This window comes from Virgisporangium ochraceum (genome assembly GCF_016863655.1).
Classification (GTDB): Bacteria; Actinomycetota; Actinomycetes; order Mycobacteriales; family Micromonosporaceae; genus Virgisporangium; species Virgisporangium ochraceum.
Window position 1 is genome coordinate 1 of record NZ_BOPH01000024.1, and the last position, 23,666, is coordinate 23,666.

Genomic DNA, 23,666 nt, shown 5'->3' on the forward strand with positions numbered 1-23,666 from the left:
GGGTCCCCTTCTCAGTCGTACGCCAGCTCGCCCGCGCGGATCTCCGCCGTCACGCGGTTCTCCGGCGGCGCCAGCGGGCACGCCCACCGCGCGTCGTACGCGCACGACGGGTTGTACGCGTAGTTGAAGTCCACCCGCACACGGCCGTCGTCGAGCGGCACCAGACCCCGACCGTGCGTCCCCTTCACCGTGTCGGTCAGGTACCGCCCGCCGCCGTACGACCCGTTCCCGCACGTGCCGTCGCGGAACGGCAGGAACAGCCCGCCGCCGTAGGCGCGGAACCACCACAGGGTCAGCTGCCCCCACGGCGTGTCGAGGATGCCGACCCGCTCGTACCGCAGCACGCCGTCGGGTCCGCCCGTGTCGACGTCGATGTGACCGTCGGCGGGGCGTACCGGCACCTCCGCGACGAACTCGTCCGACGGCGGAAGGTACTTCAGCGGTCCCGGAGCCGCCGACTGCGGATGGGTGCGGAACAGCTCGTCCCGGGCCGCGCGGAACCCGTGTATGTCCACATCGGACAGGTACATGGCGGCCGTACGGGCCCGGAAGTCCGCCAGCGACAGGAGCTCGTTCACCAGGACGCGAACACCCGCGCCTGGCCGCCCGAGCCCTCCTGGTACGGGATGAGCCCGACCGTGATACGCGCGCCGGTCGGCGGGATGCGGTGCAGGTTGGCCAGGTTCTCCAGCCCGTACCGGTCGGCGCCGCCGAGGACGTGGTGCACCTCGAACCCGGTCGAGATGCCGGGGTCGGTGCTCAGCGTGTCGACCCCGATGGCGCGGATCGCCCGCCGCCGCACCAGGTACTCGACCGCGTCGACGCTGAACCCCGGGAAGTGCAGGGTTCCGGAGGCGTCGGTGCCGCGGTACGCGTCGGCGTTGCCCACCTTCGCGCCCCACCCGGAGTACATGAGTACCGCGGCGTCGCGCGGGATGGTTCCGTGCCGCCGTTCGAACGCGCGGAGGTCGTCGACGGTCACCGTCGTGTCCGGGTCGCGGCGCGCGCGTCCCGAGACGTCGACGACCACGGCGGGCACGATCAGCTCCGACGGCCGCAGCTCGGGTGCGAGCCGGCCGCCGGTGACGAAGTGGCCGGGCGCGTCGACGTGCGTGCCAATGTGCTCGATGATGCGCCATTCCTGCAGGTAGTACCCGTCCGGATCGATGTTGACCACCGTCCGGCGCGCGGCCTCCTCGCCCGGCGAGAACGCGGGGAACGTGGTCGTCAGTTCGTACGTGAGGTCCTCGAGGCCGTGCTTCGCGACGCGCGAGGCGGCGGCGGGCTCGGTGTCAGCGAGCCCCAGTGCGGCAGTGGTGGCCACGGCGGCCCCGCCCAGCAGGGCGGCGCGCCGGCTCAGGTGTGACGTCCCGGTGCACATCAGGTCAGCGTTCCAGCCCGGGCGACCACGCGTCCAGCTTTCAGCACAAGGTCACGCGGCGGGCGGGTCACCACGGCCGCCGCCGGCGTCGCGGCGTCGACCACGACGAGGTCGGCCGCCGCGCCCTCGGCGAGGCCGTATCCGGTCAGACCGAGAGCGGCGGCGCCACCGTGGGTCGCCGCCCGCAGCGCCAGCTCGATGTCGTCGTCGCGGCGGAAGAGACTGCGGTAGGCGACGTGGTGAGCACGATCGAGCATGTCACCGGTGCCGTAGGGGCCCCACAGGTCACGGATGCCGTCGTGTCCGGTGGCGACGTTCACGCCGGCCTCCGTGAGCATGCGGACCGGCGGCACCGGGAAGTCGTAGACGGCGGCCGTGGTGATCGTGACGCCGGCCGCCGCCAACCGGTCGGCGAGCCGCGCCTGATGGGCCGCGTCGACCTGGCCGAGCGCGTAGGCGTGGCTCACCGCGACCCTGCCACCCAGCCCGGTCGCCGCGGTGCGCTCGGCGATCAGCCCCAGCTCCCAGGCGCCGAGCGTGCCTCCGTCGTGCAGGTGGATGTCGACGAACGCGCCGTAGCGCCCGGCGAGCCCGAACACGATGTCGAGGTGGCGCACCGGGTCACCGTCGACGCCCGCCGGGTCGATGCCGCCGATCGCCTCGACGCCCCGGGAAAGCGCTTGCTCCAGGAGGTCCGCGGTGCCCGGGTTGGTGAGCAGCCCGTGCTGGGGGAACGCCACCTGGGTGACGTCGACGCGTCCGTCGAGGCGGCCGACCGCCTCCCGCACCGCGTCGACGTGGGTCGTGCCCACCTCGGGGTCGATGTCGGTGTGGGTGCGCACGTGCGTGGTCCCGTTGACGACCATCGTCTCCAGGAGCGCGGTCATCGCGTCGACGTCGGGCAGGCCGAGCGCACCGCGCCGGCGGCGCTCGTTGCCGATGCGGTCGCCGAGCGTGTCACCGGCCGAGTGCGGTACCCACTCCCGGCCGTACAGCGTCTTGTCGAGGTGCGTGTGGGCGTCGACGAGACCGGGCAGCACCAGCTTCCCGGTCACGTCCATCCGCTCGGCGGCGGGTGACCCCGTCCCCGCGCCGATCCCGACGATCACGCCGTCGCTCACGTGGATGTCGGCTGTTCCTGTGTGGCCCCACGGACGGCCACCGACGAGCAGCAGTTCGGACATGCGTGGAAGCCTGCCACGCCGCGACGTCAGAACCGCTTCGTGCCCAGCACCGAGCCGGTCAGCGCGTCGTAGCGGTACTCGACGCTGTCCCGCACCGGGTCGCGACCCGCGCCACGCACGTCGGTGCGCAGGATGCCGGCCTTCACGTCGTCGTCGCTCGCCGCCCACCGCCAGAGCTTTCCGGCCTTGAGGATCTGCACCGGACCGGTGTAGTCCCCGTCCGGCGAGAACACCGTGTACCGCAGGCCTTCCGGCGTCTCGACGTCGAGGCCGCCGTGTGCGCGGATCGTGGTGGTGACGACGAGCCCGCCCTCGGCGTCGAGGATCGGCGCCGGGTTGTCGACGCGGTACTGGGTCCGCCCCTCGCCCTGCCTGTCCTGGCCGTTGTAGAAGACCTGGCCCCGGCTGTTGATCCAGAAGTGCGGGACCGTCTGCTTGGGAGCGCTCATGTCCGGTCCGGGGTAGTACGACATGTGCCAGTGCGGCGGGTTGTCGGCGTGCAGCGTGTTGTTGGTCTCGAAGCCCATGAGCGCGAAGAAGTGCCCCCGCTCCCGTGCCCGTGCCACGAGCCCGGAGTCCTGCAGGATCTCGTGGGTCGCCAGGACCCAGGTGGTGTTGGCGCGCACGGCGCCCGCCGGCCACGCCACCGTGGTCCACGGCCCGGCGACACGGTCCGGGTCGTTGTGCTCGTACTTCAGGTACCCGCCCGTCGCGGCACCGGTGATGTGGCTCCACACCTGGATCGTTCCCTGGTCGGCGCCGGCGCTCGCGCGGAACACCGGAAGCCGGAACGACACCCGGTCCGGGTCGTCGGGGTCCGGCGTCAGGACGAGGCGGTTCTCCCCCGCCACCACGGCCGCGACCCGCTGACCCGGCCAGCGCACCGAGACGGTGACTCCGGCGTCGTCCCGCTCACCGGTGACGAACGCGTAGAACTCCGCCCGGCTCGCGACGTTGTAGGTGGCGCCCGGTACCAGGGTGTAGCCCGCCGGCAGCGTCACCTCGGGTACCGACGGCGTTCCCGGCACGGCCCGCACGACCCGGAAGCCGGCGAACGCGGCCGCGGCGGCACGGCCCGCGCCGTCGCCGGCCGGGAAGCCGGCCCAGGGCGAGTCGTCGAAGCCGACGTCGGCCCGGGCCGTACCGGCGGTTCCGATGAGTGTCACGGCTCCCGCGGCGAGCCCGGAAAGGGCTTTCCGGCGGGTGATCGGGTCTGGCATCGGGCGCCTCCCCCGTGGAGTCGCCGGCGCGGCGGATCGCGCCGGCCGTGGTCTTCACGCTAACGAACATCGATGGCCAAGCGATAGATGGAGATCGACGTAATCATGAACCGGTCGCCAGCACCCGACCCACCGCGGCGCGCGACGGCACCCGCAGCTTGCGCAGGATCCGCGACACGTGCGCCTCGACGGTCTTGTCGCTGATGACGAGCCGGCTCGCGATCTCCCGGTTGGTGTGCCCGGTCGCGACGAGGTCGGCCACCTCGCGCTCGCGCACGCTGAGCGGTTCGCGGCGGGTCCCCCTCCCGCCCGCGTCCTCCGACCCGGCCGCACCGCGGGGATTCCCGGCTCCGGCCGCTCCGTGTGCCGGCGCCCGCCTGCCCAGCCGGCGCAGTTCGCGGGCGGCCTGTTCGCGGCACCGGTCCGCGCCCATGCCGGCCGCGTCGCGTTCGGCGCCCAGAAGCGCGGTGACCGCGTCCGCGCGGCGTCCCGCCGCCGCGAGTGCCCGTCTGGCGAGAACCCGCGCGCGAACCGCTTCCACCGCACGACCCGCGTCGTCCGCCACCGTCGCCGAGGCGTGGGCGACCTCGGCGGCCCGCTCCGGTGCTCCGCCGTCGAGGAGCACCGCCGCCTCCGCGGACCGGAGGTAGGCCGTACCTGCCGCCGACGTCACCCCGGCCGCGTTCGACCGGGCCCGCTCCAGCCACCCCAGGGCCGCCGTCGGGTCACCGGTGGCGAGCGCCGCCCGCACCAGCGTCTGGCCCGCCCGACTGAGAACCGTGAGATAGAAGGGGTTCCTCCGGTGTCGGCGTGCAGGGCGTCGAGCCGGTCCGGATCGGCTCCGGTGAGCAGTCGCGCTGTTTCGACGCGGGTCAGCGGTGCCGGCCGGAGTTCGGTGCACCGGCAGCTCGCCAGCGCGACCGCCAGCCGCGGCGGGCAGCCCGCGGAGCGCAGCGCCCCCGCGATCAGCACGGCGCCACGCGGCGGATGCCGCAGCAGGTAACCGAGAAGGTCGACGGACGCGGCGTCGGCCCACTGCAGGTCGTCGAGCGCGAGCACGACCGGCGCGAGGCCGGACAGCCGGGACCGCACGGCGTCCGGGACGGACAACCGGTCCACCGACGGGTTCGTCGCGACCAGCTCCCGGAACACGGAGTACGGGTCGTCGCGCTCGAACTCGGTCGCACGCCCGTCCAGTACCCGACAGCGCGCCGCGCGGGCCCTGCGGCCGAGCGCGGACAGCAGCGCGGTCTTGCCGATGCCGGGCTCACCGGTGATCAGCACGGCCCCACCCGTGCCGGATACGAACCGGTCAACGGCGGTGTCGAGGGCGGCGAGCTCGGCGTCACGGCCAACCAGTGACATCGGGTGACGGTCGGGGCGGTCAGGGTGGCTCCGGAACGGGATAGGGGATTTCCCGACTGTCGGCCGACCGTCGTACGCGCCGACGCTGTCCGCACCTCGACCCCGCTCCGGCGGTCGACCGTCCACAGAGGAGTCACCATGACGCTCCGACTGCGTCTTCTCGCCCTGCTCGCCGGGCTGATCGCGAGCACCGGTCTCGTCGCCGCGACAGCCGCGGCGGCGGCCAACTGCGTGTTCCGGATGGACTCGCTGACCGCGAAGAACCTGCTGAACGACGGCGGAATCGACTTCGTGTTCCTGAAGTTCAACAACAACTTCTACCCTGTCAACGACAACGACGGCGTGCCGTTCGCCGAGGGCGACAAGAACGTGCCGCGGCCGGCCTCCGTGTTCGGACAGCCGGTCGAGGGCGTCGGCGCCGCGGGCATGCCCAACCGGCTGATCTTCGACCGGTTCCCGGTCAACCACCCGATCGACGGCCGCAAGGTCACCTGCGGCGACCAGGTACGCGAGCTCACCTACGACGGCGGTGACGCCAAGTACGTCGTCCACTACCGGCTGACCTTCTAGGCCCCGCATGTATCAGGTGGGCGACAGTTCGAACCGTCGCCCACCTGCTGCCGTATAACCACTGCAACGGCGGCCAGTGAACGAGGAGCGCGACCATGACCGCAACGACCCAGCCCTACACCGGGGCAAGACCGGCGATTCCACCTTCCACGGTCGCGCAGGGCGTGCTGTGGGCCTTCGTCGCGGTCAACCTCCTGGTCATGTGGACGCTGTTCGCCACGTCCGACGGTGGTAAGAACACGATCCTCACGATCGCCAAGTTCTTCGGCATGCACGTCGCCCTGATCATGATGTTCCAGTTGCTGCTGATCTCGCGCCTGCCGTTCCTGGACCGGCGCATCGGCATGGACCGCCTCACCGTCTGGCACCGCTGGGTCGGCTTCACCCTCCTGTGGTTCGTGGTGGCGCACGCGACGTTCGTGATCCTCGGCTACGCCGCCCTCGACGGCGTCGCTCCGTGGCGGACGTTCTTCGCACTGGCGTCGGTCCCCGCGACGATCCTGGGCATGTCCGCCGCCACGATCATCGTGTTCGTCGCGATCTCCTCGGTGCGCTACGCGCGGCGGAAGATGTCGTACGAGACGTGGCACGCGATCCACTTCCTGCTCTACGCCGCGCTCCTCCTGGGTCTCATCCACCAGTTCCTCGAACCCGCGACCTTCCAGACCTCGACCTGGTCGACCGTCTACTGGTGGGCGCTGTGGGCGCTGGTGCTCACGTCGCTCGCGATGGGTCGGGTCGTGCTGCCCGTCTACCGCAACCTCTACCACCAGTTCCGGGTCGCCGCCGTGGTGCCGGAGTCGGACAACGTGGTCTCGGTCTACGTGACCGGGCGCAACCTGGAGAGGTTCCCCGGCCGCGCCGGTCAGTTCATGATCTGGCGCTTCCCCGGCCACAACCGGTGGTGGCAGGCCAACCCCTTCTCCCTGTCGGCCGCGCCGAACGGCCGCTCACTCCGGCTGACCGCGAAGGGCGTGGGCAAGACCAGCTCCGGGCTGCGCAACCTGCGCGTCGGGAACCGGGTGTTCGCCGAGGGCCCGTACGGCGCGTTCACCGCGATGCACCGCAACTCCGAAGCGATGCTGCTGATCGCCGGCGGCGTCGGCATCACCCCGATCCGGTCGCTGCTCGAGGAGTGCGGCGGCAACATCGTGGTGCTCTACCGCGCGGCCACGCCGGCCGACGCCGTGCTGTTCCCCGAGTTGCAGGCGCTGGCACAGGCCCGCGGCGCGCGGCTGCACCTGCTGACCGGTCGCACCGGCGCCGGCCAGCCGCCCAACACGCCCTTCGAGCCGGCGAACCTGCTGCACCTGGTCCCCGACATCACCCACCGCGACGTGTTCGTGTGCGGCCCGCCGGCGATGACGAACGCGGTGCTGCGCACGCTGCGGACGCTGCGGGTGCCGAAGCGGCAGGTGCACGCGGAGAAGTTCGGCTTCGCATAGGCGCCGCCGCCTGCGTCGCCGCGTCCCGCTCCGCCTGAGTCCACCGGGCCGGAGCAGACCAGCACGGCGGAACGGGTCGACAGCCGAAGAGCTCACGCCGACGGACGCAGGCACTGCTCGTCTCGCAGGACCGCCAGGTGCAGGTCACGGGTGGTCCGGGCGGGGTCGCACCCGAGCTCGCGCGCCAGTGTCACCCGCAGGTGCTCGTACGCCCGCAACGCGCGTCCCGGTTCACCCAACGCGCAATGGGCGCGCATCAGCAACCGGCACGCGGTCTCGTCGAGGGGGTCCGCCACGACGCCCGCCCGCGCGGCCGCCAGCGCCGTCGCGTGCTCACCGGCCTGGATGGCCGCCGCGGCGGCGGTGTGACGACCGCGCCGCAGCACTTCGCGGTGCGCGACCCGCGCCGTTTCGGCCCAGGTGGTGTCGGGCTGGTCGGCCAGCACGACGGCCCCGGCACCCCGGTACCCGTCCGGACGCAGCGCCGCACCGGCCAGTTCCAGCGCACCGGTTGCCGCGGCCAGCGCCCGCGCCGGGTAGCCGGCGGCGAGCCGGGCCCGCGCGGCCGTCAGCATCTCCATCGACTCATCGAGATCCGTCGTGACGTCGTCGCCGAGCCGGTAGCCGCTGCGGCCGCCCACCATCATGGTCGGGCCGAACGTCGACCGCAGCCGGCTCACCAACGTGGCCACATTCGCGGGTGGACGACGCGGTGGCCGGTCGCCCCACAGCATCTCCACGATGCGGTCCATGCCCACCAGCCGGCCCGGCTCCACGCTGAGCAGCGCCACCAGCGTGCGGGCCTTGCGGCTGCCCAGATCCCGTCCCGCGTAGCCGCGGCCGTTCCACCGGACCGTCACGGGCCCCACCAGTCGAACACACAGTTCCGTCATGGATCCCCTCCCACCGTCAAAGGCGTGACATTGATGGCATTCGCCGTGACACGGAATGGCACACTCGTCACGTGATCGGTGGGTTCGTCGGCCGGGCACGGGAGCTCGCCGTCCTGGAGACCGCGCAGCTGGTCGTCCGCAACGGCGACTCCTGCGTGGTCGTCGTCACCGGGGAACCGGGGATCGGCAAGACCCGGCTGTGCCGCGAGGTGGTCACCCGGGCCGACCGGGCGGGCTTCGCCGTCGCCTGGGGATCGTGCTGGCCCGACGGTGGCGCGCCACCGCTGTGGCCGTGGCAGCCCATGCTGAGCAGCCTGGGAGCCGATCCGGCGATCGAACTCCCGAGCGATCCGCAGGGTCCGGGCGTCGGACCGGAGCGGTTCGCGCGCTTCTCCGCCGTGGCCGATCTGATCGCGTCGGCGTGCGGCCGGTCGCCGGTCCTGCTTGTGATCGATGACGCGCATGCTGCCGATCCTGGTGCGATGCTGCTCGCCCGTTTCGTGGCCCGCGCGCTGGTGCGGCAACCGGTTCTGCTCCTTCTGAGCAGTCGGATAGCGGACCGTCCGGTGTGGACCGACAGCGACGCCACGTTCGTGCCGCTGGGCCCGTTCGACGTCACCGAGACGGCCGAGTTCCTGCGGTCCCGTGGCGGCAACGCGCCGGCCGCGGCCGAGACCCGTGCCCTGCACCGGCTCACCGGCGGGCACCCGCTGCACCTGCACCACGCCGTCCGCGCCGGTACGGCACACACGAGCATCCGCACGGTCATCGACCGCGCGTTGGCGGGCCTCGCCCCCGACACCGCCCGGGTGCTGCGGTTCGCGGCGGTGCTCGGCGCCGGGCCCGCCGTGGCCGACGTCGCCACCGTCGCCGGGGCGCCGGCCGCCGCCGTGCGGGCGGCACTGGCGGAGGCGTCGCTCGCCGGTCTGGTCGACGTCGAGGACGTCGAGCGGTTCGCGTTCGGCCACGAACTGGTCCGCGAGGTACTGCACGAGCAGCTGCCGATCCAGGACCGGGTGGACGCACACGCCCGTGCCGCGGCCGCGTTGCGTGCCACCGCGTCCGCGCGGTCGGACCGGCTGGCCCGCTACGCCCACCACGCCCTGGGCGCGGCGTCCCGTTCGCGCGAGGACGCGGAGAATGCGGTGACCGCGTGCCGCGACGCCGCACGCGCGCTGGTGGCCGGCTCCGCCTACGAGCAGGCGGCGGCACTGCTCGGGCAGGCGTGCGCGGTGCACGAGGCCGCGCGGTTGGCGTCCCCGCTCGCGCCGCTGCTCGTCGAGCGCGCTGACGCGGTCCTCCAATGTGGACTGTTGACGGCGGCCCGGCGCCTGTACCAATGGACCGCGACCACGGCGGACGCCGAGCGCGACCCGGTGACGCTGGCGCGGGCGGCGGTGGGCATCGGTGGGGTGTGGGTGAACGAGCACCGTTCGCGGCTGGACTGGGAGCGGGTCGTCGGCCTGCAACGCCGAGCCCTCGCCGGGCTGCCCGAGACCGAACCCGTGCTGCGCCAACGGCTGGTGACCCGGCTGGCCGTCGAGGACGTGTACCGCGGTGGTCCGATCGCGCCGGCGCTCGACGCGCTGTCGGCGACGCGGCGGCTCGGCGACGGCGTGGCGTTGGCCGAGGCGTTGTCGTTGTGCCACCACGCGTTGCTGTCGCCACCGCACGCCCACACCCGCCCGGCCCTTGCCGACGAACAGATCGCGGTCGCGTCGGCCGCCGGCGCGGGCATGCTCGCGCTGGTGGGCCTGTGCTGGCGGACCGTCGACGCGTTCCATCTCGGCGACCCGCGCGCCACGCAGATGCTCGCGGAGCTGCGCGAGCGGTGCGACGTGCTGGGCTGCCGCAGCATCCTGTTCATCGTCGAGTCCATCGAGGTGATGCTGCTGATCCGGGCCGGCCGGCTCGACGAGGCCGAGGCCAGGGCGGGCGCCTGCCTGAGCCTCGGTGACGAGGTCGGCGACGCCGACGCGCTCGGCGTGTACGGCGCGCACCTGTTGACGATCCGGTTCATCCAGGGCCGCGACGCCGAACTGGTCGACACCGCCATCGAGATCGCGGCGTCACCGACGCTCAACCCCGCCGAGTTCTCCTTCCTGGCGACGGCCGCCGGTCTCGCCGTCCGCGCGGGCGACCTGGCCCGTGCCCGCACGATGCTCGACCAGGTGACCGCGCCGGGGCTGGCCACGCTGCCCCAGTCGAGCACGTGGCTGGTCGGGATGTACTCGCTGGCCGATGCCGCACACGGGATCGGCGACGCCGCACTCGCCCGGCAGGTGGAGGAGCTGGTCGAGCCGTACGCGGCGCTGCCGCTCACGCCGTCGCTCGCGGTGACCTGTCTGGGCTCCGCGGAACGGATTCTCGGCCTGACCCACCTCACGCGCGGCGACCTCGACGGCGCGGTCGCCGCGTTCGAGCGCGCCGTCGACGCGACCCGGTTGCTCGGCAACCGCCCGCTCACGGCGGTCAACTCGGCCGACCTGGCCGCGGTTCTGGTCGCCCGCAACGCATCCGGTGACCGCGTACGCGCCGCCGAGCTCCTCACGTTCGCCCACGCGGAGGCGACGACGATGGGACTCGACCGCCGCGCCGCCCGGTGGGCCCAGACGCTGGCCGGCCTCACCGAGCCCGTCGCCTCGATCGTGCGCACCGGGCGGCAGTGGGTCCTCACCGCCGACGCGCTGCGGGCCGTGGTGCCCGACCGGGTCGGCGTGCGGTACCTGGCGCGGCTGCTGACCAGTCCGGGACAGCCGATCTCCGCGCTGCAGCTCACCGGCGCGGCCGACACGCTCGCCGGGGTCGGTCAGCCGGTGCTCGACGAGCGGGCCCGGGGCGAGTACCGCAGGCGGGTCGCCGAGCTCGGCCGGCAGGCCACCGCGGCCGAGGCCGCCGGCGACGCCCAGGGCGCGGAGTCCCTGCGCAAGGAGCTCGACGCGCTGCTCGACGAGCTGCGCCGGAGCACGGGACGCGGCGGGCGGACCCGGCAGTTCGCCGACGCGGGCGAACGGGCCCGTACCGCGGTCAGCAAGGCGATCAAACGGGCGGTCACCGAGATCCGCGAGGCCGAGCCGGCGCTGGCGGACCTGCTGGACCGCACGGTGACGACGGGCACCACGTGCGTCTACACACCCGATCCGGCGCGGCCGGTCGCGTGGACCGGCTGACCACGCCGATGTCCCGCGGTCCCGGCCGGGACCGCGGGACATCGGCGCGGAACCTACGCGTGGCGGCGCGACTGGAGCACGAAGAACCGACCGGTGACGAACGCGGCGTCGGCGTACGCGGCGGTCGCCGCCGGGTTGGCCCCGGTGCCGTGCAGGTCGCTGAAGGCGGCCGTCTGGTTGACGAAGACGCCGCCGGTCAGGTTCTCCGAGAGGTGCACTCCCGCGTCGAGCGCCGCCTCCCGGGCCGCCTCGATCACGGCGCCCTCGGTGGAGTAGACCGACGCGGTGAGCGCGCCGTGCCGGCGTACCGTGTCGCGGAACAGGCGCAGACTGTCCTCAGTCGACGCCGTGGTGACCAGGAAGCTGATCGGCCCGAACCACTCGCTCGTGAACACCTTCTCGTCCGACGCCGACAGGCGCACCACCAGCGGCGTGCGGATGGTCGCGTCGGGGTTGCCGGGGTCGTCGACCGGTTCGGACGCGCGGACGACGGTCCCGTACGAGGGCGCCTCCTCCAGGCGCGACCGCACACCGTCGTTCACGATCGCGCCGAGCGTGCCGGCGGCCCGCGCCGGGTCTCCGAGCAGCTTGCCGAGCGCGCCGGCCAGGTCGGCGCCGAACTCCTCCGGGCTCCGGTGCCCCGCGTCGGTCTCGATGCCGTCGGCCGGAACCAGCAGGTTCTGCGGCGTCGTGCACATCTGTCCACTGTAGAGGGACAGGGAGAACGCGAGGTTGCGCAGCATGCCCTTGTAGTCGTCGGTGGAGTCGACGATCACCGTGTTGAGCCCGGACTTCTCCGTGTACACGACGGCCTGCCGGGCGTTGAGCTCCAGCCAGTTGCCGAACTCGCTCGACCCGGTGAAGTCGATGACCCGCACCCGCGGGTCGGTCGCGAGGGTCTTGGCGATCTCGTCACCCGGTTCCTCGACGGCGAGCGTGACCACGTTCGGGTCGATGCCGGCCTCGGCCAGCACCTCGCGGGCCACCTGCACGCTGATCGCCAGCGGCAGTACCGCACCCGGGTGCGGCTTGACGATCACCGGGTTGCCGGTGACGAGGCTCGCGAACAGGCCCGGGTAGCCGTTCCACGTCGGGAACGTGGTGCAGCCGATCATCAACGCCACCCCACGCGGCACGACGGTGAACGTCTTGTCCATCGCGAGCGGGTCGCCGCCGCGCTGCGGCTTCTCCCACCGTGCCGCCCCGGGGATGCGGACCGACTCGGTGAACGCCTGGACGGTCGCCTCCAGCGCACGGTCCTGTGCGTGCGGGCCGCCGGCCTGGAACGCCATCACGAACGCCTGTCCGGTCGTGTGCTGGACGGCGTGCGCCATCTCGAAGCTGCGCGCGTTGATCCGGCGCAGGATCTCCACGGCCACCCCGGCACGCCCCTGCGGGCCGACGGCACGCCACTGCGGCAGGGCCGCCCCGGCGGCGGCGAGCAGCGCCTCGGGGTCTGCCCGCGGGTAGCTGACGCCGAGGTCGAGCCCGTATGGCGAGCGCTCGGTGCCCACCTGGCCGGTCGCACCCGGCACCTCGATGGGAAAGGGCTTTCCGAGCAGGGCGCGGAACGCGGCCTCACCGTCGGCGGCGGCCGACTCGCCGTAGACCGACTTGCTCGGCGACTCGGGGAACGGGCTCCAGTACTCGCGGGTGTCGAGTGCGGTACGGGCACGGTCGAGCAGGTCGCGGTGGCGCTCGTACAGCTCGGCCGGGGAAAGGGTCGTCATGAGACTCCTCAGGCTCCTCTGGCGGGAGGGATTCGGTACCCCGTGTCTACCAGAGGTCCGGCCGTGATCACCCGACGCCGTTCAGAAGCCGACGGATCACCGCCCGCGGGTACCGGGCCGTCCCGGCGTGTCCCGGCGTGTCCCGCCCTGCGCGGAGCGCGCCAGCCCACACGCGGTCTGCCCGCGTACGCCCAGCCCACACACACCCGGCCCGCGTACGCCCAGCCCAAGCACGCCAAACCCACGGCCGCCCAGCCCTCGCACGCCCGCCGTCAGCACGGACCGTCCGATCACCGCACGCCGTGCATGAGCCGCCGGATCACCGGCGTCAGCGCCGCCAGCCCCAGCCCCAGCACGATCGCCACCACACCCAGCACCCCGAAGTAAGCGCTTTCCCGCTCCTCGCTGTAATAGCTGGCCAGCGTCCCGGAAAGCGCTGTCCCCAGCGCCACCGACAGGAAGAACAGCGCCACCATCTGGGTGCGGAACCGGTCCGGGGCCAGCTTCGTCGACACCGACAGCCCCACCGGGGAGAGCAGCAGCTCCGCGATCGTGAACACCAGGAGGATCCCGACCAGCGCGAGCAGCGGCGCACTGTTCTCCCCACCGCCGGCCAGCGGCAGGAACAGCAGGAACGCCACACCCATGGTGATCGTCCCGGCCGCGAACTTCACCGGGGTCGACGGCTGACGGTCACCGAGCCGGGTCCACAGAGCGGCGAACACCCCCGCCAGCACGATGATGAACACGGGGTTGATCGACTGGACCCACGACACCGGCATCTCCCACCCGAACAGGTCCCGGTCCAGCCGGGTGTCGGAGTAGATCGTCACGACCGTGAACTGCTGCTGGTACAGCGACCAGAACGCGGCGCTGGCCACGAACAGCGGGATGAACGCCACCACCCGCTGCCGCTCGACGCGCGACAGGTGCCGGTCCAGGAGGATCACCGCCAGGTACGCGACCGCGGCGACCCCGCTGACGACGACCACGATCGTCGACAGCCGCCGCGCCGGCAGCAGGCCGACGATCGCGAGCAGAGCGATGCTCACCAACGCGAGCACCCCGATCCCCACCGCCATGAGCCGGCGGTTCGCCGGCAGCGGGTTGGGTACCTCCCGGCCCACCTCGGCGAGCCGGTGCCGGCCGAGCGCGTACTGGGTCAGCCCGATCGCCATCCCCACGGCCGCGAGCCCGAAGCCGACGTGGAAGCCAACATTCTGTTGAAGCAGCCCCGTGAGCAGCGGACCGGCGAGCGCACCGATGTTGATGCCCATGTAGAAGAGCGAGAACCCGGCGTCCCGCCGCTGGTCGTCGGGGGCGTACAGGGACCCGACCAGCGACGTCGCGTTGGCCTTGACCCCGCCGCTACCGAACGCGACCAGCACCAGCCCGACCCCGACGCCGGCGAGGCCCGGCAGCAGCGCCAGCGCGATGTGCCCGGCCATCACCATGACCGCGCTGTAGAAGAGCACCCGCTCCGCGCCCCACACCCGGTCGGCGAGCCACGCGCCGAGCACGGTCGACAGGTAGACCAGCCCGCCGTAGGCGCCGACGATGCTGGTCGCGGTCGTCTTGTCGATGCCCAGGCCACCCTCGGCGGCGCTGTAGTAGAGGTAGATCAGCAGGATGCCCTGCATGCCGTAGAACGAGAAACGCTCCCACAGCTCGACACCGAACAGGTTCGCCAGCGCCGGCGGCTGCCCGAAGAAGGTCCGCGTACGGGTCGGGGCATCGGTCGTCATGAGCACGCCATACCCAGAAATATCCGGTCTAGCAAGACGGACGTACGGTTTGTTAGGTTCGCGGGGATGAGAGTCAGCCTGTGGACGATGGGACCGACCGTCTTCCTGCCGTCGCTGCTGTTCGGCATCGGTCAGGGAGCAGTGCTCCCGGTTCTCGTGGTGTCCGCGCGCGATCTCGGAGCATCGCTCACAGTTGCGGGCTTCGTCGTCGCGCTCATGGGAATCGGGAAGATCGTCGCCGACCTGCCCGCGGGCGTCCTCGCCGACCGGCTCGGCGAGCGCGCGGCGATGCTGCTCGCCGTCGTCGTGGCACTCGTGTCGCTCGTCGTGTGCGTGTTCGCGCCGTCGGTGTGGGTCCTCGGCGCCGGCGTCGCCGGGCTCGGGCTGGCGCAGGCGGTATGGGGCCTCGCGCGACAGGCCTATCTCACCGAGGTCATGCCGTACCACCTGCGTGCCCGCGCGATGTCCACCCTCGGCGGCACCCAGCGCATCGGCCTGTTCGTCGGCCCGTTCCTGTCCGCCGCCGCGGTCAGCGTGTGGGGAACCGGCGCGGCGTACGGGATCCACATCGTGGTCGTGCTTGTCGCGGGCGTCGCCATGCTCGCGCTTCCAGAACGGTCGATCGGACCGCGTCAGCGCACGCCGGCACCCGGCGGCACCCTGGGGGTGTTCCGTCGGCACCTGCCCGTGCTGCGAACGCTGGCCATGGGCGCCCTTCTCCTCAGCGCGGTGCGCGCCGGCAGACCGGTCGCGATTCCCTTGTGGGCAGAGCACATCGGCCTCGACGCGGCGCAGACGAGCCTCGTCTTCGGCATCTCCGGCGGCATCGAGGCCCTGGTGTTCTACCCCGCGGGCTTCGCGATGGACTGGTTCGGGCGGCTGTTCACGGTCGTGACGTCGACTGTCGGCCTCGGGGTCGCGTACCTGCTGCTGCCGTTCACCGACGGCTTCACGGCGCTGATGTGCGTCGGCGCCCTGATGGGTCTGTTCAACGGGATGGGCAGCGGCATCAACATGACCATCAGCGCCGATGTCTCACCACCGGACAACCGACCCACGTTCCTCGGCGCCTGGCGGCTGCTGAGCGACATCGGCAGCGGTCTCGGTCCGTTGCTGGTCGGTGGCGTCGCGGCGGTCGCGCTCGCACCCGCGGTGGCGTCGCTCGGTGTCGTGTCGGGACTGGCCGCGCTCATCATGAGCGTGTGGCTGCCGCGGTACTCCCGTCGTCCACCGGAGGATTCCGTTCAGGCGTCGGCGTCGTAGGCGTGCAGACCCACGAGGAAAGCGCAATCCTCAGAGCGCGAACGCGTCGTGGTCGTACAGCCAGCCGACCGCGTTCAGCGTCCACGAGGCACCCGCGACCATCTGGGCGTCGCGCTGCTCCTGTTCCGGTCCGTCGGGCAGATGGAACCGGGCCTTGTTGTCACCGGAGATCGCCTGCAGCCGCGAGGCCCGGGGCAGCCGGAGCCGTTCGTACCGGCGCAGCGCGTCGGCGACCGCCGTGGGCTCCGTGACCGCCGCGAGGCACGCGGCGAGCGTCGCGCCGTCCTCGACCGCCTGCGCCGCGCCCTGCGCCATGAAGGGGAGCATCGCGTGGCAGGCGTCGCCGAGCAGCGTCACCCGGCCGAGCGACCACCGTTCCAGCGGTGCGCGGTCGAACAGTGCCCACACGAAGGTCTCGTCGACCGATCCGAGGATCTCCCGCACCTGCGGGTGCCACCCCTCGAACGCGGCCAGCGCGTCTGCGACCTTCCCGCGGTCGGTCCACGACTCCGCGGTCCACTCGTCGCGCTCGACCACCGCCACGAAGTTCACCAGGCGGCGGGCGGACACGTAGTAGTGCACGAAGTGCTTACCGGGTCCCATGAAGATCTGCGCGGTCGTCTCCAGATCCAGGTGGGCGAGGCGCTCGGCCGGAACCAGGCCGCGGTACGCCACGCAGCCGGTGAACCGCGGATGCTGCGGGCCGAACAGCAGACCGCGCACCACCGAGTGGATGCCGTCGGCGCCGACGAGGACGTCCACCTCGGTCGAAGACCCGTCGGCGAACCGGATCTCGACGCGGTCACCGTGGTCGGTCAGACCGGCGAGCCGGTGCTCGAGGTGGATGCGGTCGGCCGGCAGCGCACCGGCGAGCGCGGACACGAGGTCGGCGCGGTGCATCTGGTACTGCGGGAACCCGTATGTCGCCTCGAGAGCCTCGGCCAACGGCGCCCGCAGCAGCGTCCGTCCGTCGTCCCACCGGCGCTGGTGCCACGCCAGCGGCTTCACGCCGGTGGCCGCCAGGGCGTCGGCGAGCCCGAACCGGTGCAGCACCCGCGACGCGTTCGGGCTGACCTGGACGCCGGCGCCGACCTCGCTGAGCTCCGACGCCTGCTCGAACACGCGGACGTCGAGCCCGACGTGCCGCAGTGCCACGGCGGCCGAGAGCCCGCCGATTCCCCCGCCGACGATGCCGACCCGGATGCCGGCCGAGATCCCCATCAGCCCACTCTGCCACGGGCATCACGGCCCATCGATGAGCTGTCGGACTCGGGACTCTCACACGCGCGTGGCGACCTTCTCCCGGAAGGTGTCCATCCAGCGGCGCGTCCCGTCACCGGGTTCGAGGAAGAAGCCGGGGACGATGAACTCGTCGAGCCCGGCCGCCTCGTACCGCTGGAGGGTCTCCACCAGCCGCTCCGCATCGCCGGCGATCACCGGGAAACGGCTTTCCCCGGGCGGTTCGGCGTCGAGGTAGACCACGGCCTGCGCGCTGCGTGCGATCGTGGACGGGTCACGACCCGCCTCGGCGCAGTGCCGCTCCAGCACGGCGGTCTTGTGCTCGACCGTTTCCGGGGTGCCCCAGGTGTTCCACTCGTCGGCGTGCCGCGCGACGATCCGCAGGGTGCGCTTCTCGCCGCCGCCCCCGATGAGGATCGGCAGCGGCGACTGCACCGGCTTGGGCTCACACGTGGCGTCGACGAGCTGGTAGTGCGCGCCGTCGAAGGAGAAGCGGTCGCGCGTCAGGAGACCGCGCAGCACCTGCACCGCCTCCTCGAACCGGTCGAGCCGCTCGCGGACCGGTGGCAACGGGATGCCGTACTGCTCGTGCTCGTTCACCTGCCAGCCCGCACCGACGCCGAGCACCAGGCGGCCGCCGCTGATCCGGTCGATGGTCGCCGCCATGTTCGCGACCACCGCCGGATGCCGGTAGGTGTTGCCCAGGACGAGCGTGCCGACCCGCACCCGGGGCACCAGCGCGGCCAGCGCCGCCACGGTCGCGCCGGCCTCCAGGACCGGACCGGCACCGCCGTTGGGCATGAAGTGGTCGGCGACGTAGACCCCGTCCCAGCCGGATGCGTCGGCATGCCGTGCGGCGTCGAGGAAGTCGTCGAACGGCAGCCCGGCGCCCGGCCAGAACGAGAATCTCACGTGAAGAGCTTAGCGGCCGTCACGACCGTCTGGATCACGCCGTAGCCGAGCAGCGCCGTGACCAGCGCCCACGACACGACCAACCGCACCGTCTGGCTCATGTCGCGCTCCTTTCCAGTTGCTCCTGACCCCGCGCCTCGTGGTACTTCTCCGGAACCGGCCGGATCAGCAGGTTCGCGATGAACCCGACGGCGAGGATGGCGACCATCGTGAACAGCGCCGGCCGGTACGCGTCGGCGGTGAGCGTGCCGGGTTTGCCCTGCGCGTCCAGGAACCCGTTGATGATGAGCGGACCGGCGACGCCCGCCGCCGACCACGCCGTGAGCAGACGGCCGTGGATCGCGCCGACCTGATAGGTACCGAACAGGTCGCGCAGGTACGCCGGCACGGTGGCGAAACCGCCGCCGTAGAACGACAGGATGACGCCGGTGAAGAGGACGAAGAGCGCCGTCGCGGCCGTTCCGACGGTAGCCACCAACGTGTAGAGCACCATGCCGCCACCGAGGTACAGCATGTAGATGGGCTTGCGGCCGACGACGTCCGATGTGGACGACCACACGAACCGCCCCGTCATGTTGAACAGCGACAGCACGCCGACGAACCCACCGGCCGCGGCCACGGCGACCGCCGACTTCCCGTTCTCCCGGAAGAAGTCCTGAATCATCGGGCTCGCCTGTTCGAGAATGCCGATGCCGGCCGTCACGTTGCAGAACAGCACCGTCCACAGTAGCCAGAACGAGCGGGTCCTGATGGCGTTGGCGGCCGAGACGTTCGCGGTGGTCACGAGCGGCTTCGAGCGCACCGTCGCCGGGTCGAAGCACTCCGGTTTCCATCCCTCCGCCGGCACGCGCACGTTGACGACGCCGAACATCATGATGACGAAGTACAGGATGCCGAGCGTCAGGAACAGCAGCACCAACGCGTGCCCGTCCGCGACCGACGCGGCGTTGTCCGGGTTGTAGTCGGAGTCGTAGAACGACATCAGCTGACGCGACAGCGGGCTCGCGATCAGCGCGCCGCCACCGAAGCCCATGATGGCCAGTCCGGTCGCGAGGCCGGGTCGGTCGGGAAACCACTTGATGAGCGTCGAGACCGGCGAGATGTAGCCGATGCCGAGGCCGATCCCGCCGAGGAAGCCGTACCCGAAGTACACGAGCCAGAGCTGCTTCGTCGCGATGCCGAGCGCCGCAACCAGGAAACCGCTTGCCCAGAAGACCGCCGAGACGAACATCGCCTTGCGCGGGCCGTTGTTCTCCACCCAGGTGCCGCCGACCGCGGCCGACAGCCCGAGCATGACGATCGCGATGCTGAAGATGATCCCGATCGCGGTCTGGCTGACGCCGAAGTGGTCGATCAGCGAGTTCTTGTAGACGCTCGTGGCGTACGCCTGGCCGATGCACAGGTGCACCGACAGCGCCGCGGGCGGGATGAGCCACCGGCTGTACCCCGGTGGAGCAACGGTGTGTTGCCGATCAAGGGCGGAAAGTATCGACACGACCGACCTCCTTGAGCCGGTGGGAGACCCGCCGGTCACCTACCACATCGACGACCATCGCAAACACGATCGTTGACGACGCAAGGACGGCCCCACACGATCATCTGTCCGGTACGGTGAGCGGCGGATCGACGTCGATGAACGGACGGTTGGCGTGGACGAGACGCTGGGCCTCCTCGGCCACCCCGGTGGCATCCTGGTCGACCATCCCCGGCTGCGGGTCGGGCTCGTCGCGGCGGTCAGCCGTCCCGACAGCCTCGAGCTCGACCTGATCGGGCGCAGCCCCCGCAACCCCACCTCGATGACCGACCCGCCGGCACCACGGGTCCTCCTCCCCCGCTACGAGGAGGGAATGGACCTGCGGGTCGCCCGGCTCGACGCCGACGGCCGTCCACAGTGGATGTACGGCGACACGGAGACCGGCACCGGGACGCCGATCGACGTCACCGTCGTGCGGACCAGGCTGCGCCTGCCGCCGACGTTCGACTCGGCACGTATCGTCCTCGCCTGGCCGGAAATCGGTTTCCCCGAGGCGGTCGTGACGCTGGCACTCCCCGACCGCGAGGCGGTCGCCCGCGCGGCCACCTCGGTCTGGACCGCGCCGGTCGACCACCGACCACCCCCGCCCGCGACCGCCGGCGCCACCGCCAGCATGCCGCCGCTCGACGTCGAACCCGAGGCCGGACTCGTGCTCACCGGCCAGCGCGTCCTGCACCGCGGCGACGACGCCGTGGTCGTGCTGGCATGGCTGTCGTCGGTGGGACAGGCGCTCGCGCTCGAGGTCCGCAGCTTCGCCCGGGGCCGCCGCGGCGGCGCCGCCACCATGGCCGCCATGTACGGACCGGGCCGCCGGACCGGCTCGGACGGCCCTCGCGACCACCCGGCCGGCGCGTCGATCGCGCTCCTGCACGGCGACGGGACGAGCTGGCCGACCATGACGAGCGGCACCACCTCCGGCGGCGACGACGTGTTCGACGGGCGCGCCGAGTACGCGCTCGACCGTCCCGACAGCGACGTCCTCGACCTCGTCGTCGGCTGGCCGGAGGCCGACCTGCCCGACGCGCACGTGCGGCTTCCCGTGTTCTCGTAGCCGCCGGGAAAGCGCTTGCCCGGACGGATTCCGGGAAATGATCTACGATTGGCCGGTGATGGAGCCCGCCACCTACGTGGCCAACGCCGTCGCCATGTGGAGCCACCTCGCCCCCGTCGCGACCCGGACGCCCCACCACCTCCGGGCCGACCTGTCGACGTCCACCCGGTTCGTCCTGACCGAACCCGGAGCGGGAGCCGTCGACGAACTGCTCGCAGCGGCCCCCGCGACCTCGAAGGTCACCGTCGAGGACTCGTGGGGTGGCGGCGCCGACGGACCGGCGCACACCACCACGCTCCGGATGCCCCTGATGGTCCGACCGCCGGGCCCGACCGCGACGCTCGAGCGGCCCGGCACCCGCGTGGTCCGCGTCGGCGACCCCGACGAACTGGCCACGGCGGAGCGGGTCATGGTGGACGGGTTCCCGTTGCGGGCGTTCCAGCCACTCACGACGGGTGCCGCCCTCCCCCGGCGGCTACTCGACACGCCGGGCTTCGACGTCTGGCTCGGCTACCGCGACGACCGGCCCGCCGTCGCGGGCTACACCTTCGACGACGGGCACGCGGTGGGCGTCTACTGGCTCGCGACGCTGCCCGACCACCGGTCGACAGGCATGGGACGCGCGGTGCTCGCGACCGCGTTGGCCGGGCGGCCCGGGCGACCGTGGACGCTCGTCGCCACCGACGCGGGCCGGCCACTCTACGAGTCGCTGGGGTTCGAGACCGTGTCGACGGCGGTGTGGCACACCCGCGGTTGACAGCAATTCATGTCGATGTCTCGACACGTTGGCCGGGATCCGGTCAACTGTCGGCATGACAGCGCAGCACATCGATCACGGTCACAGCCACGATCATGGAGTCGGTCGGCGGAGCCTGCTCGCCGGCGTGGGCGGCGGCCTGCTCATGCTCGCGGCCGCACCCGGCACCGCCGAGGCCCGTCGCACCCTTACCGCCGGGACAGCGACCGCCGGGACAGCGACCGCCGACACCGCCGCCGGCGCCGCCCGGCAGTCGGCGATCACGCAGGGCACCACGTTGGTGCACGCCGACCTGCACAACCACACGCTCATGTCGGACGGCGACGGCGACCCCGCGCTGGCCTTCGGGTCGATGCGGGCCGCCGGGCTCGACGTCGCGGCGATCACCGACCACACCACGCTGTTCGCGATCGAGGGCCTCAGCGGACGCGAGTGGGACCGCGTGGGCGCGCTCGCCGACGCGGCCGACGACCCCGGCACGTACACCGCGATCCGCGGCTTCGAGTGGTCGCATCCGTTGCTGGGACACGTGAACGTCTGGTTCACGCCCGGCTTCACCGACCTCGGCGGGTCGTCGGGCATGAGCCGCCTCTACAGCTGGATCACCGCCTCGGGCGGCATCGCCGGGTTCAACCACCCCGGCCGGGAACTGGTGCGGTTCGACGACTTCCGGTTCAACGCCGCGGCGCGCGACCCCATGGTCAGCATGGAGATCTTCAACCGCGGCGACGACTACCTGTTCGACGGTTGGGGCAACGGCCAGTCCTCGCCGCTGAACCGGTGCCTCAACGCCGGGTGGCGCACCGGGCTGACCGGTGTCTCCGACGAGCACGGCACCGACTGGGGCTTCCCGGAAGGCAAGGGACGCACCGGAATCTGGGTCACCGAGAACACCCGCGCACAGGTGCAGGCCGCCATGCGGTCCCGGTGCTTCTTCGCCACCCGCGTCTCCGGGCTGCGTCTCGACGCGACCGCGAACGGCGTGCGCATGGGCGGAACCACGACCGCCGGCGACGTGCGGTTCCGCGTCGACCTCGACCGGGGACCCGAGTGGGTCGGAAAACCGTTGCGGATCCAGGTACTCCGGCCGGGATCACGTGCGCCCTCCGTCCCGCTCGTCGTCGACACCGAGGCGGGCCGGGTCGCCGAGTTCACGGTGCCGTCGACCGTGGACGACGGACCGTGGGTGGTGCTGCGCGTCTCCGATCCCACCCAGGCCAACGCCAGCCCCGGCCCCGCCGGACATCCGTGCAACGACTGGGGCGTGGCGTACACGAGCCCGTGGTGGCTTACTTGAGCGCTTCCCGGATGGCGTCGGCCAACGGCGTCACCGGGCGGCCGAGGAGGTTCGCCAGGTCGTCGCTCGGCACGTCGAGGTCGCCACGCGCGATCGCCTCGTCCAGAGACGCCACGAAACCGGCCGTCCCGGCGTCAAGACCGTTGCCCTGCAAAGCGTCCACGAGTTCGGCCGGCGACACCGTCCGGTGCGTCACCGTCGTGCCGGTGACGTCGGTGATGACGGCGGCCAGTTCGTCGAACGTGAACGGAGGCCCACCGAGCTCGTAGACCCTGCCCTCGTGGCCGTCGCCGAGCGCGGCCGCCACCGCACCGGCGGCGAAGTCCGCCCGCGGTGCGGCGCCCACGCGCCCCGTGCCGGCGGCGGTCACGATCGCGCCCTCGGCCAGGTACCGGTCGAGCTGCGGCGTGTAGTTCTCGACGTACCAGTTGTTGCGCAGGATCGTCCACGCGAGCCCGGACGCGCGCAGCACCTCCTCGGTCGCCTTGTGCTCGGGCGCGACCGGCAGCGCCGTGTCGTCCGCGCGCGGCGCGCTGGTGTACAGCACGCGCGTCACCCCGGCCGCCTTCGCCGCCTCGATCACGTTGGTGTGCTGCGCCACCCGCTTGCCGAACTCGTTGCCCGACACCAGCAACAGGACATCGACCCCATTCAGCGCGTCGACAAGCGCCGACGGCTGGTCGTAGTCGCCCGGCCGCACGTCGAGCCCGTCGAGCCCGGAGACGCGGGAGGGGTCGCGGGCCAGGCCCACCACCCGCTCGGACCCGCCCCGGGCCAGCAGCCGCTCGACGGCGAGCCGCCCGAAAGGTCCGGTCACCCCGGTCACGCCGATGGTCGTCACATGAACCCCCTACCGTTCGATCAGGAAGCACTAACTATTACACAGTGCAGCAGAGACGGGTAGTGCCGT

General features: G+C 72.1%; 21 protein-coding genes. 7 read left to right on the top strand and 14 right to left on the bottom strand.

Going from position 1 to position 23,666, the window contains the following annotated elements:
* Positions 1-11: 11 nt before the first annotated feature.
* The 6 genes from Voc01_RS10755 to Voc01_RS10780 form a co-directional block, all read right to left on the bottom strand.
* Positions 12-530 (bottom strand): DUF1684 domain-containing protein, encoded by a 519-nt coding sequence (locus Voc01_RS10755; protein ID WP_203927324.1) that lies wholly within the window; start codon positions 528-530, stop codon positions 12-14.
* 44 nt (positions 531-574) lie between these two features.
* Positions 575-1,381 (bottom strand): cyclase family protein, encoded by an 807-nt coding sequence (locus Voc01_RS10760; protein ID WP_203927190.1) that lies wholly within the window; start codon positions 1,379-1,381, stop codon positions 575-577.
* Positions 1,381-2,565: an amidohydrolase gene (locus Voc01_RS10765; RefSeq protein ID WP_203927191.1), complete on the bottom strand. Its 1,185-nt coding sequence runs from the start codon at positions 2,563-2,565 to the stop codon at positions 1,381-1,383. Before Voc01_RS10765 ends, Voc01_RS10760 begins: the two co-directional genes overlap by 1 nt.
* 26 nt (positions 2,566-2,591) lie before the next feature.
* Positions 2,592-3,785 carry a hypothetical protein gene (locus Voc01_RS10770; protein WP_203927192.1) on the bottom strand — a complete coding sequence of 398 codons (1,194 nt, stop codon included), beginning with the start codon at positions 3,783-3,785 and terminating at the stop codon, positions 2,592-2,594.
* Between the two features lie 103 nt (positions 3,786-3,888).
* Entirely contained in the window at positions 3,889-4,536 is a 648-nt protein-coding gene (locus Voc01_RS52985) for a helix-turn-helix transcriptional regulator (protein WP_239160104.1), read from the bottom strand.
* Entirely contained in the window at positions 4,455-5,150 is a 696-nt protein-coding gene (locus Voc01_RS10780; protein WP_203927193.1) for an ATP-binding protein, read from the bottom strand. The genes Voc01_RS52985 and Voc01_RS10780 overlap by 82 nt, the downstream gene beginning before the upstream one ends.
* Before the next feature lie 138 nt (positions 5,151-5,288).
* Here Voc01_RS10780 and Voc01_RS10785 point away from each other — a divergent pair, with 138 nt between their 5' ends.
* Entirely contained in the window at positions 5,289-5,720 is a 432-nt protein-coding gene (locus tag Voc01_RS10785) for a hypothetical protein (protein WP_203927194.1), read from the top strand.
* 95 nt (positions 5,721-5,815) lie between these two features.
* A complete protein-coding gene (locus Voc01_RS10790; RefSeq protein ID WP_203927195.1) occupies positions 5,816-7,165 on the top strand; it encodes a ferredoxin reductase family protein in 1,350 nt (449 codons plus the stop codon).
* Between the two features lie 92 nt (positions 7,166-7,257).
* Here the strand turns inward: Voc01_RS10790 and Voc01_RS10795 are convergent, their stop codons facing one another.
* Positions 7,258-8,025, bottom strand: coding sequence for an AfsR/SARP family transcriptional regulator (locus tag Voc01_RS10795; RefSeq protein WP_203927196.1), 768 nt, complete (start codon positions 8,023-8,025; stop codon positions 7,258-7,260).
* Positions 8,026-8,129: 104 nt separating this feature from the next.
* Here Voc01_RS10795 and Voc01_RS10800 point away from each other — a divergent pair, with 104 nt between their 5' ends.
* Entirely contained in the window at positions 8,130-11,228 is a 3,099-nt protein-coding gene (locus Voc01_RS10800; RefSeq protein WP_203927197.1) for an ATP-binding protein, read from the top strand.
* Between the two features lie 53 nt (positions 11,229-11,281).
* Here the strand turns inward: Voc01_RS10800 and paaN are convergent, their stop codons facing one another.
* Positions 11,282-12,958 carry a phenylacetic acid degradation protein PaaN gene (gene paaN, locus Voc01_RS10805; RefSeq protein ID WP_203927198.1) on the bottom strand — a complete coding sequence of 559 codons (1,677 nt, stop codon included), beginning with the start codon at positions 12,956-12,958 and terminating at the stop codon, positions 11,282-11,284.
* Positions 12,959-13,248: 290 nt separating this feature from the next.
* Positions 13,249-14,703: a peptide MFS transporter gene (locus tag Voc01_RS10810; protein WP_203927199.1), complete on the bottom strand. Its 1,455-nt coding sequence runs from the start codon at positions 14,701-14,703 to the stop codon at positions 13,249-13,251.
* A gap of 66 nt (positions 14,704-14,769) precedes the next feature.
* Here Voc01_RS10810 and Voc01_RS10815 point away from each other — a divergent pair, with 66 nt between their 5' ends.
* Positions 14,770-15,966 (top strand): MFS transporter, encoded by a 1,197-nt coding sequence (locus Voc01_RS10815; RefSeq protein WP_203927200.1) that lies wholly within the window; start codon positions 14,770-14,772, stop codon positions 15,964-15,966.
* Positions 15,967-15,996: 30 nt separating this feature from the next.
* Here Voc01_RS10815 and Voc01_RS10820 read toward each other — a convergent pair whose 3' ends face one another.
* The 4 genes from Voc01_RS10820 to Voc01_RS10830 are packed head-to-tail and all read right to left on the bottom strand — an operon-like array spanning position 15,997 to position 19,606.
* Positions 15,997-17,187: an FAD-dependent monooxygenase gene (locus tag Voc01_RS10820; RefSeq protein ID WP_203927201.1), complete on the bottom strand. Its 1,191-nt coding sequence runs from the start codon at positions 17,185-17,187 to the stop codon at positions 15,997-15,999.
* 57 nt (positions 17,188-17,244) lie between these two features.
* Entirely contained in the window at positions 17,245-18,117 is an 873-nt protein-coding gene (locus Voc01_RS10825; protein WP_203927202.1) for a TIGR03560 family F420-dependent LLM class oxidoreductase, read from the bottom strand.
* Positions 18,114-18,218 (bottom strand): MFS transporter small subunit, encoded by a 105-nt coding sequence (locus Voc01_RS55060; RefSeq protein WP_445009826.1) that lies wholly within the window; start codon positions 18,216-18,218, stop codon positions 18,114-18,116. The genes Voc01_RS10825 and Voc01_RS55060 overlap by 4 nt, the downstream gene beginning before the upstream one ends.
* Positions 18,215-19,606, bottom strand: a complete 1,392-nt coding sequence (locus Voc01_RS10830; RefSeq protein WP_203927326.1) for an OFA family MFS transporter — start codon at positions 19,604-19,606, stop codon at positions 18,215-18,217. The genes Voc01_RS55060 and Voc01_RS10830 overlap by 4 nt, the downstream gene beginning before the upstream one ends.
* A 160-nt stretch (positions 19,607-19,766) precedes the next feature.
* On the opposite strand from Voc01_RS10830, the gene Voc01_RS10835 reads away from it, so the two are divergent.
* Genes Voc01_RS10835 through Voc01_RS10845 form a run of 3 tightly spaced genes read left to right on the top strand, consistent with a single transcriptional unit; the run spans position 19,767 to position 22,756 of the window.
* Complete coding sequence (locus Voc01_RS10835) at positions 19,767-20,702, top strand: hypothetical protein (RefSeq protein ID WP_203927203.1); 936 nt, start codon at positions 19,767-19,769, stop codon at positions 20,700-20,702.
* Positions 20,703-20,739: 37 nt separating this feature from the next.
* Positions 20,740-21,459, top strand: a complete 720-nt coding sequence (locus Voc01_RS10840) for a GNAT family N-acetyltransferase (protein ID WP_203927204.1) — start codon at positions 20,740-20,742, stop codon at positions 21,457-21,459.
* Positions 21,460-21,514: 55 nt separating this feature from the next.
* Positions 21,515-22,756, top strand: a complete 1,242-nt coding sequence (locus Voc01_RS10845; RefSeq protein WP_203927205.1) for a CehA/McbA family metallohydrolase — start codon at positions 21,515-21,517, stop codon at positions 22,754-22,756.
* Here Voc01_RS10845 and Voc01_RS10850 read toward each other — a convergent pair.
* The gene (locus Voc01_RS10850) at positions 22,749-23,597 is read right to left on the bottom strand and encodes an SDR family oxidoreductase (protein ID WP_203927206.1); all 849 of its coding nucleotides are present in this window, start codon (positions 23,595-23,597) and stop codon (positions 22,749-22,751) included. The genes Voc01_RS10845 and Voc01_RS10850 overlap by 8 nt on opposite strands.
* Between the last annotated feature and the right edge of the window lie 69 nt (positions 23,598-23,666).

Bases quoted from the DNA above. Each gene is read 5' to 3' on its own strand.
- Voc01_RS10820 (WP_203927201.1), bottom strand. From the start codon at position 17,187: ATGGGGATCTCGGCCGGCATCCGGGTCGGCATCGTCGGCGGGGGAATC.
- Voc01_RS10810 (WP_203927199.1), bottom strand. From the start codon at position 14,703: ATGACGACCGATGCCCCGACCCGTACGCGGACCTTCTTCGGGCAGCCG.
- paaN (WP_203927198.1), bottom strand. From the start codon at position 12,958: ATGACGACCCTTTCCCCGGCCGAGCTGTACGAGCGCCACCGCGACCTG.
- Voc01_RS10815 (WP_203927200.1), top strand. From the start codon at position 14,770: ATGAGAGTCAGCCTGTGGACGATGGGACCGACCGTCTTCCTGCCGTCG.
- Voc01_RS10760 (WP_203927190.1), bottom strand. From the start codon at position 1,381: ATGTGCACCGGGACGTCACACCTGAGCCGGCGCGCCGCCCTGCTGGGC.
- Voc01_RS55060 (WP_445009826.1), bottom strand. From the start codon at position 18,218: ATGAGCCAGACGGTGCGGTTGGTCGTGTCGTGGGCGCTGGTCACGGCG.
- Voc01_RS10845 (WP_203927205.1), top strand. From the start codon at position 21,515: ATGACAGCGCAGCACATCGATCACGGTCACAGCCACGATCATGGAGTC.
- Voc01_RS10785 (WP_203927194.1), top strand. From the start codon at position 5,289: ATGACGCTCCGACTGCGTCTTCTCGCCCTGCTCGCCGGGCTGATCGCG.
- Voc01_RS10770 (WP_203927192.1), bottom strand. From the start codon at position 3,785: ATGCCAGACCCGATCACCCGCCGGAAAGCCCTTTCCGGGCTCGCCGCG.
- Voc01_RS10755 (WP_203927324.1), bottom strand. From the start codon at position 530: ATGTACCTGTCCGATGTGGACATACACGGGTTCCGCGCGGCCCGGGAC.
- Voc01_RS10790 (WP_203927195.1), top strand. From the start codon at position 5,816: ATGACCGCAACGACCCAGCCCTACACCGGGGCAAGACCGGCGATTCCA.
- Voc01_RS10780 (WP_203927193.1), bottom strand. From the start codon at position 5,150: ATGTCACTGGTTGGCCGTGACGCCGAGCTCGCCGCCCTCGACACCGCC.
- Voc01_RS10765 (WP_203927191.1), bottom strand. From the start codon at position 2,565: ATGTCCGAACTGCTGCTCGTCGGTGGCCGTCCGTGGGGCCACACAGGA.
- Voc01_RS10840 (WP_203927204.1), top strand. From the start codon at position 20,740: ATGATCTACGATTGGCCGGTGATGGAGCCCGCCACCTACGTGGCCAAC.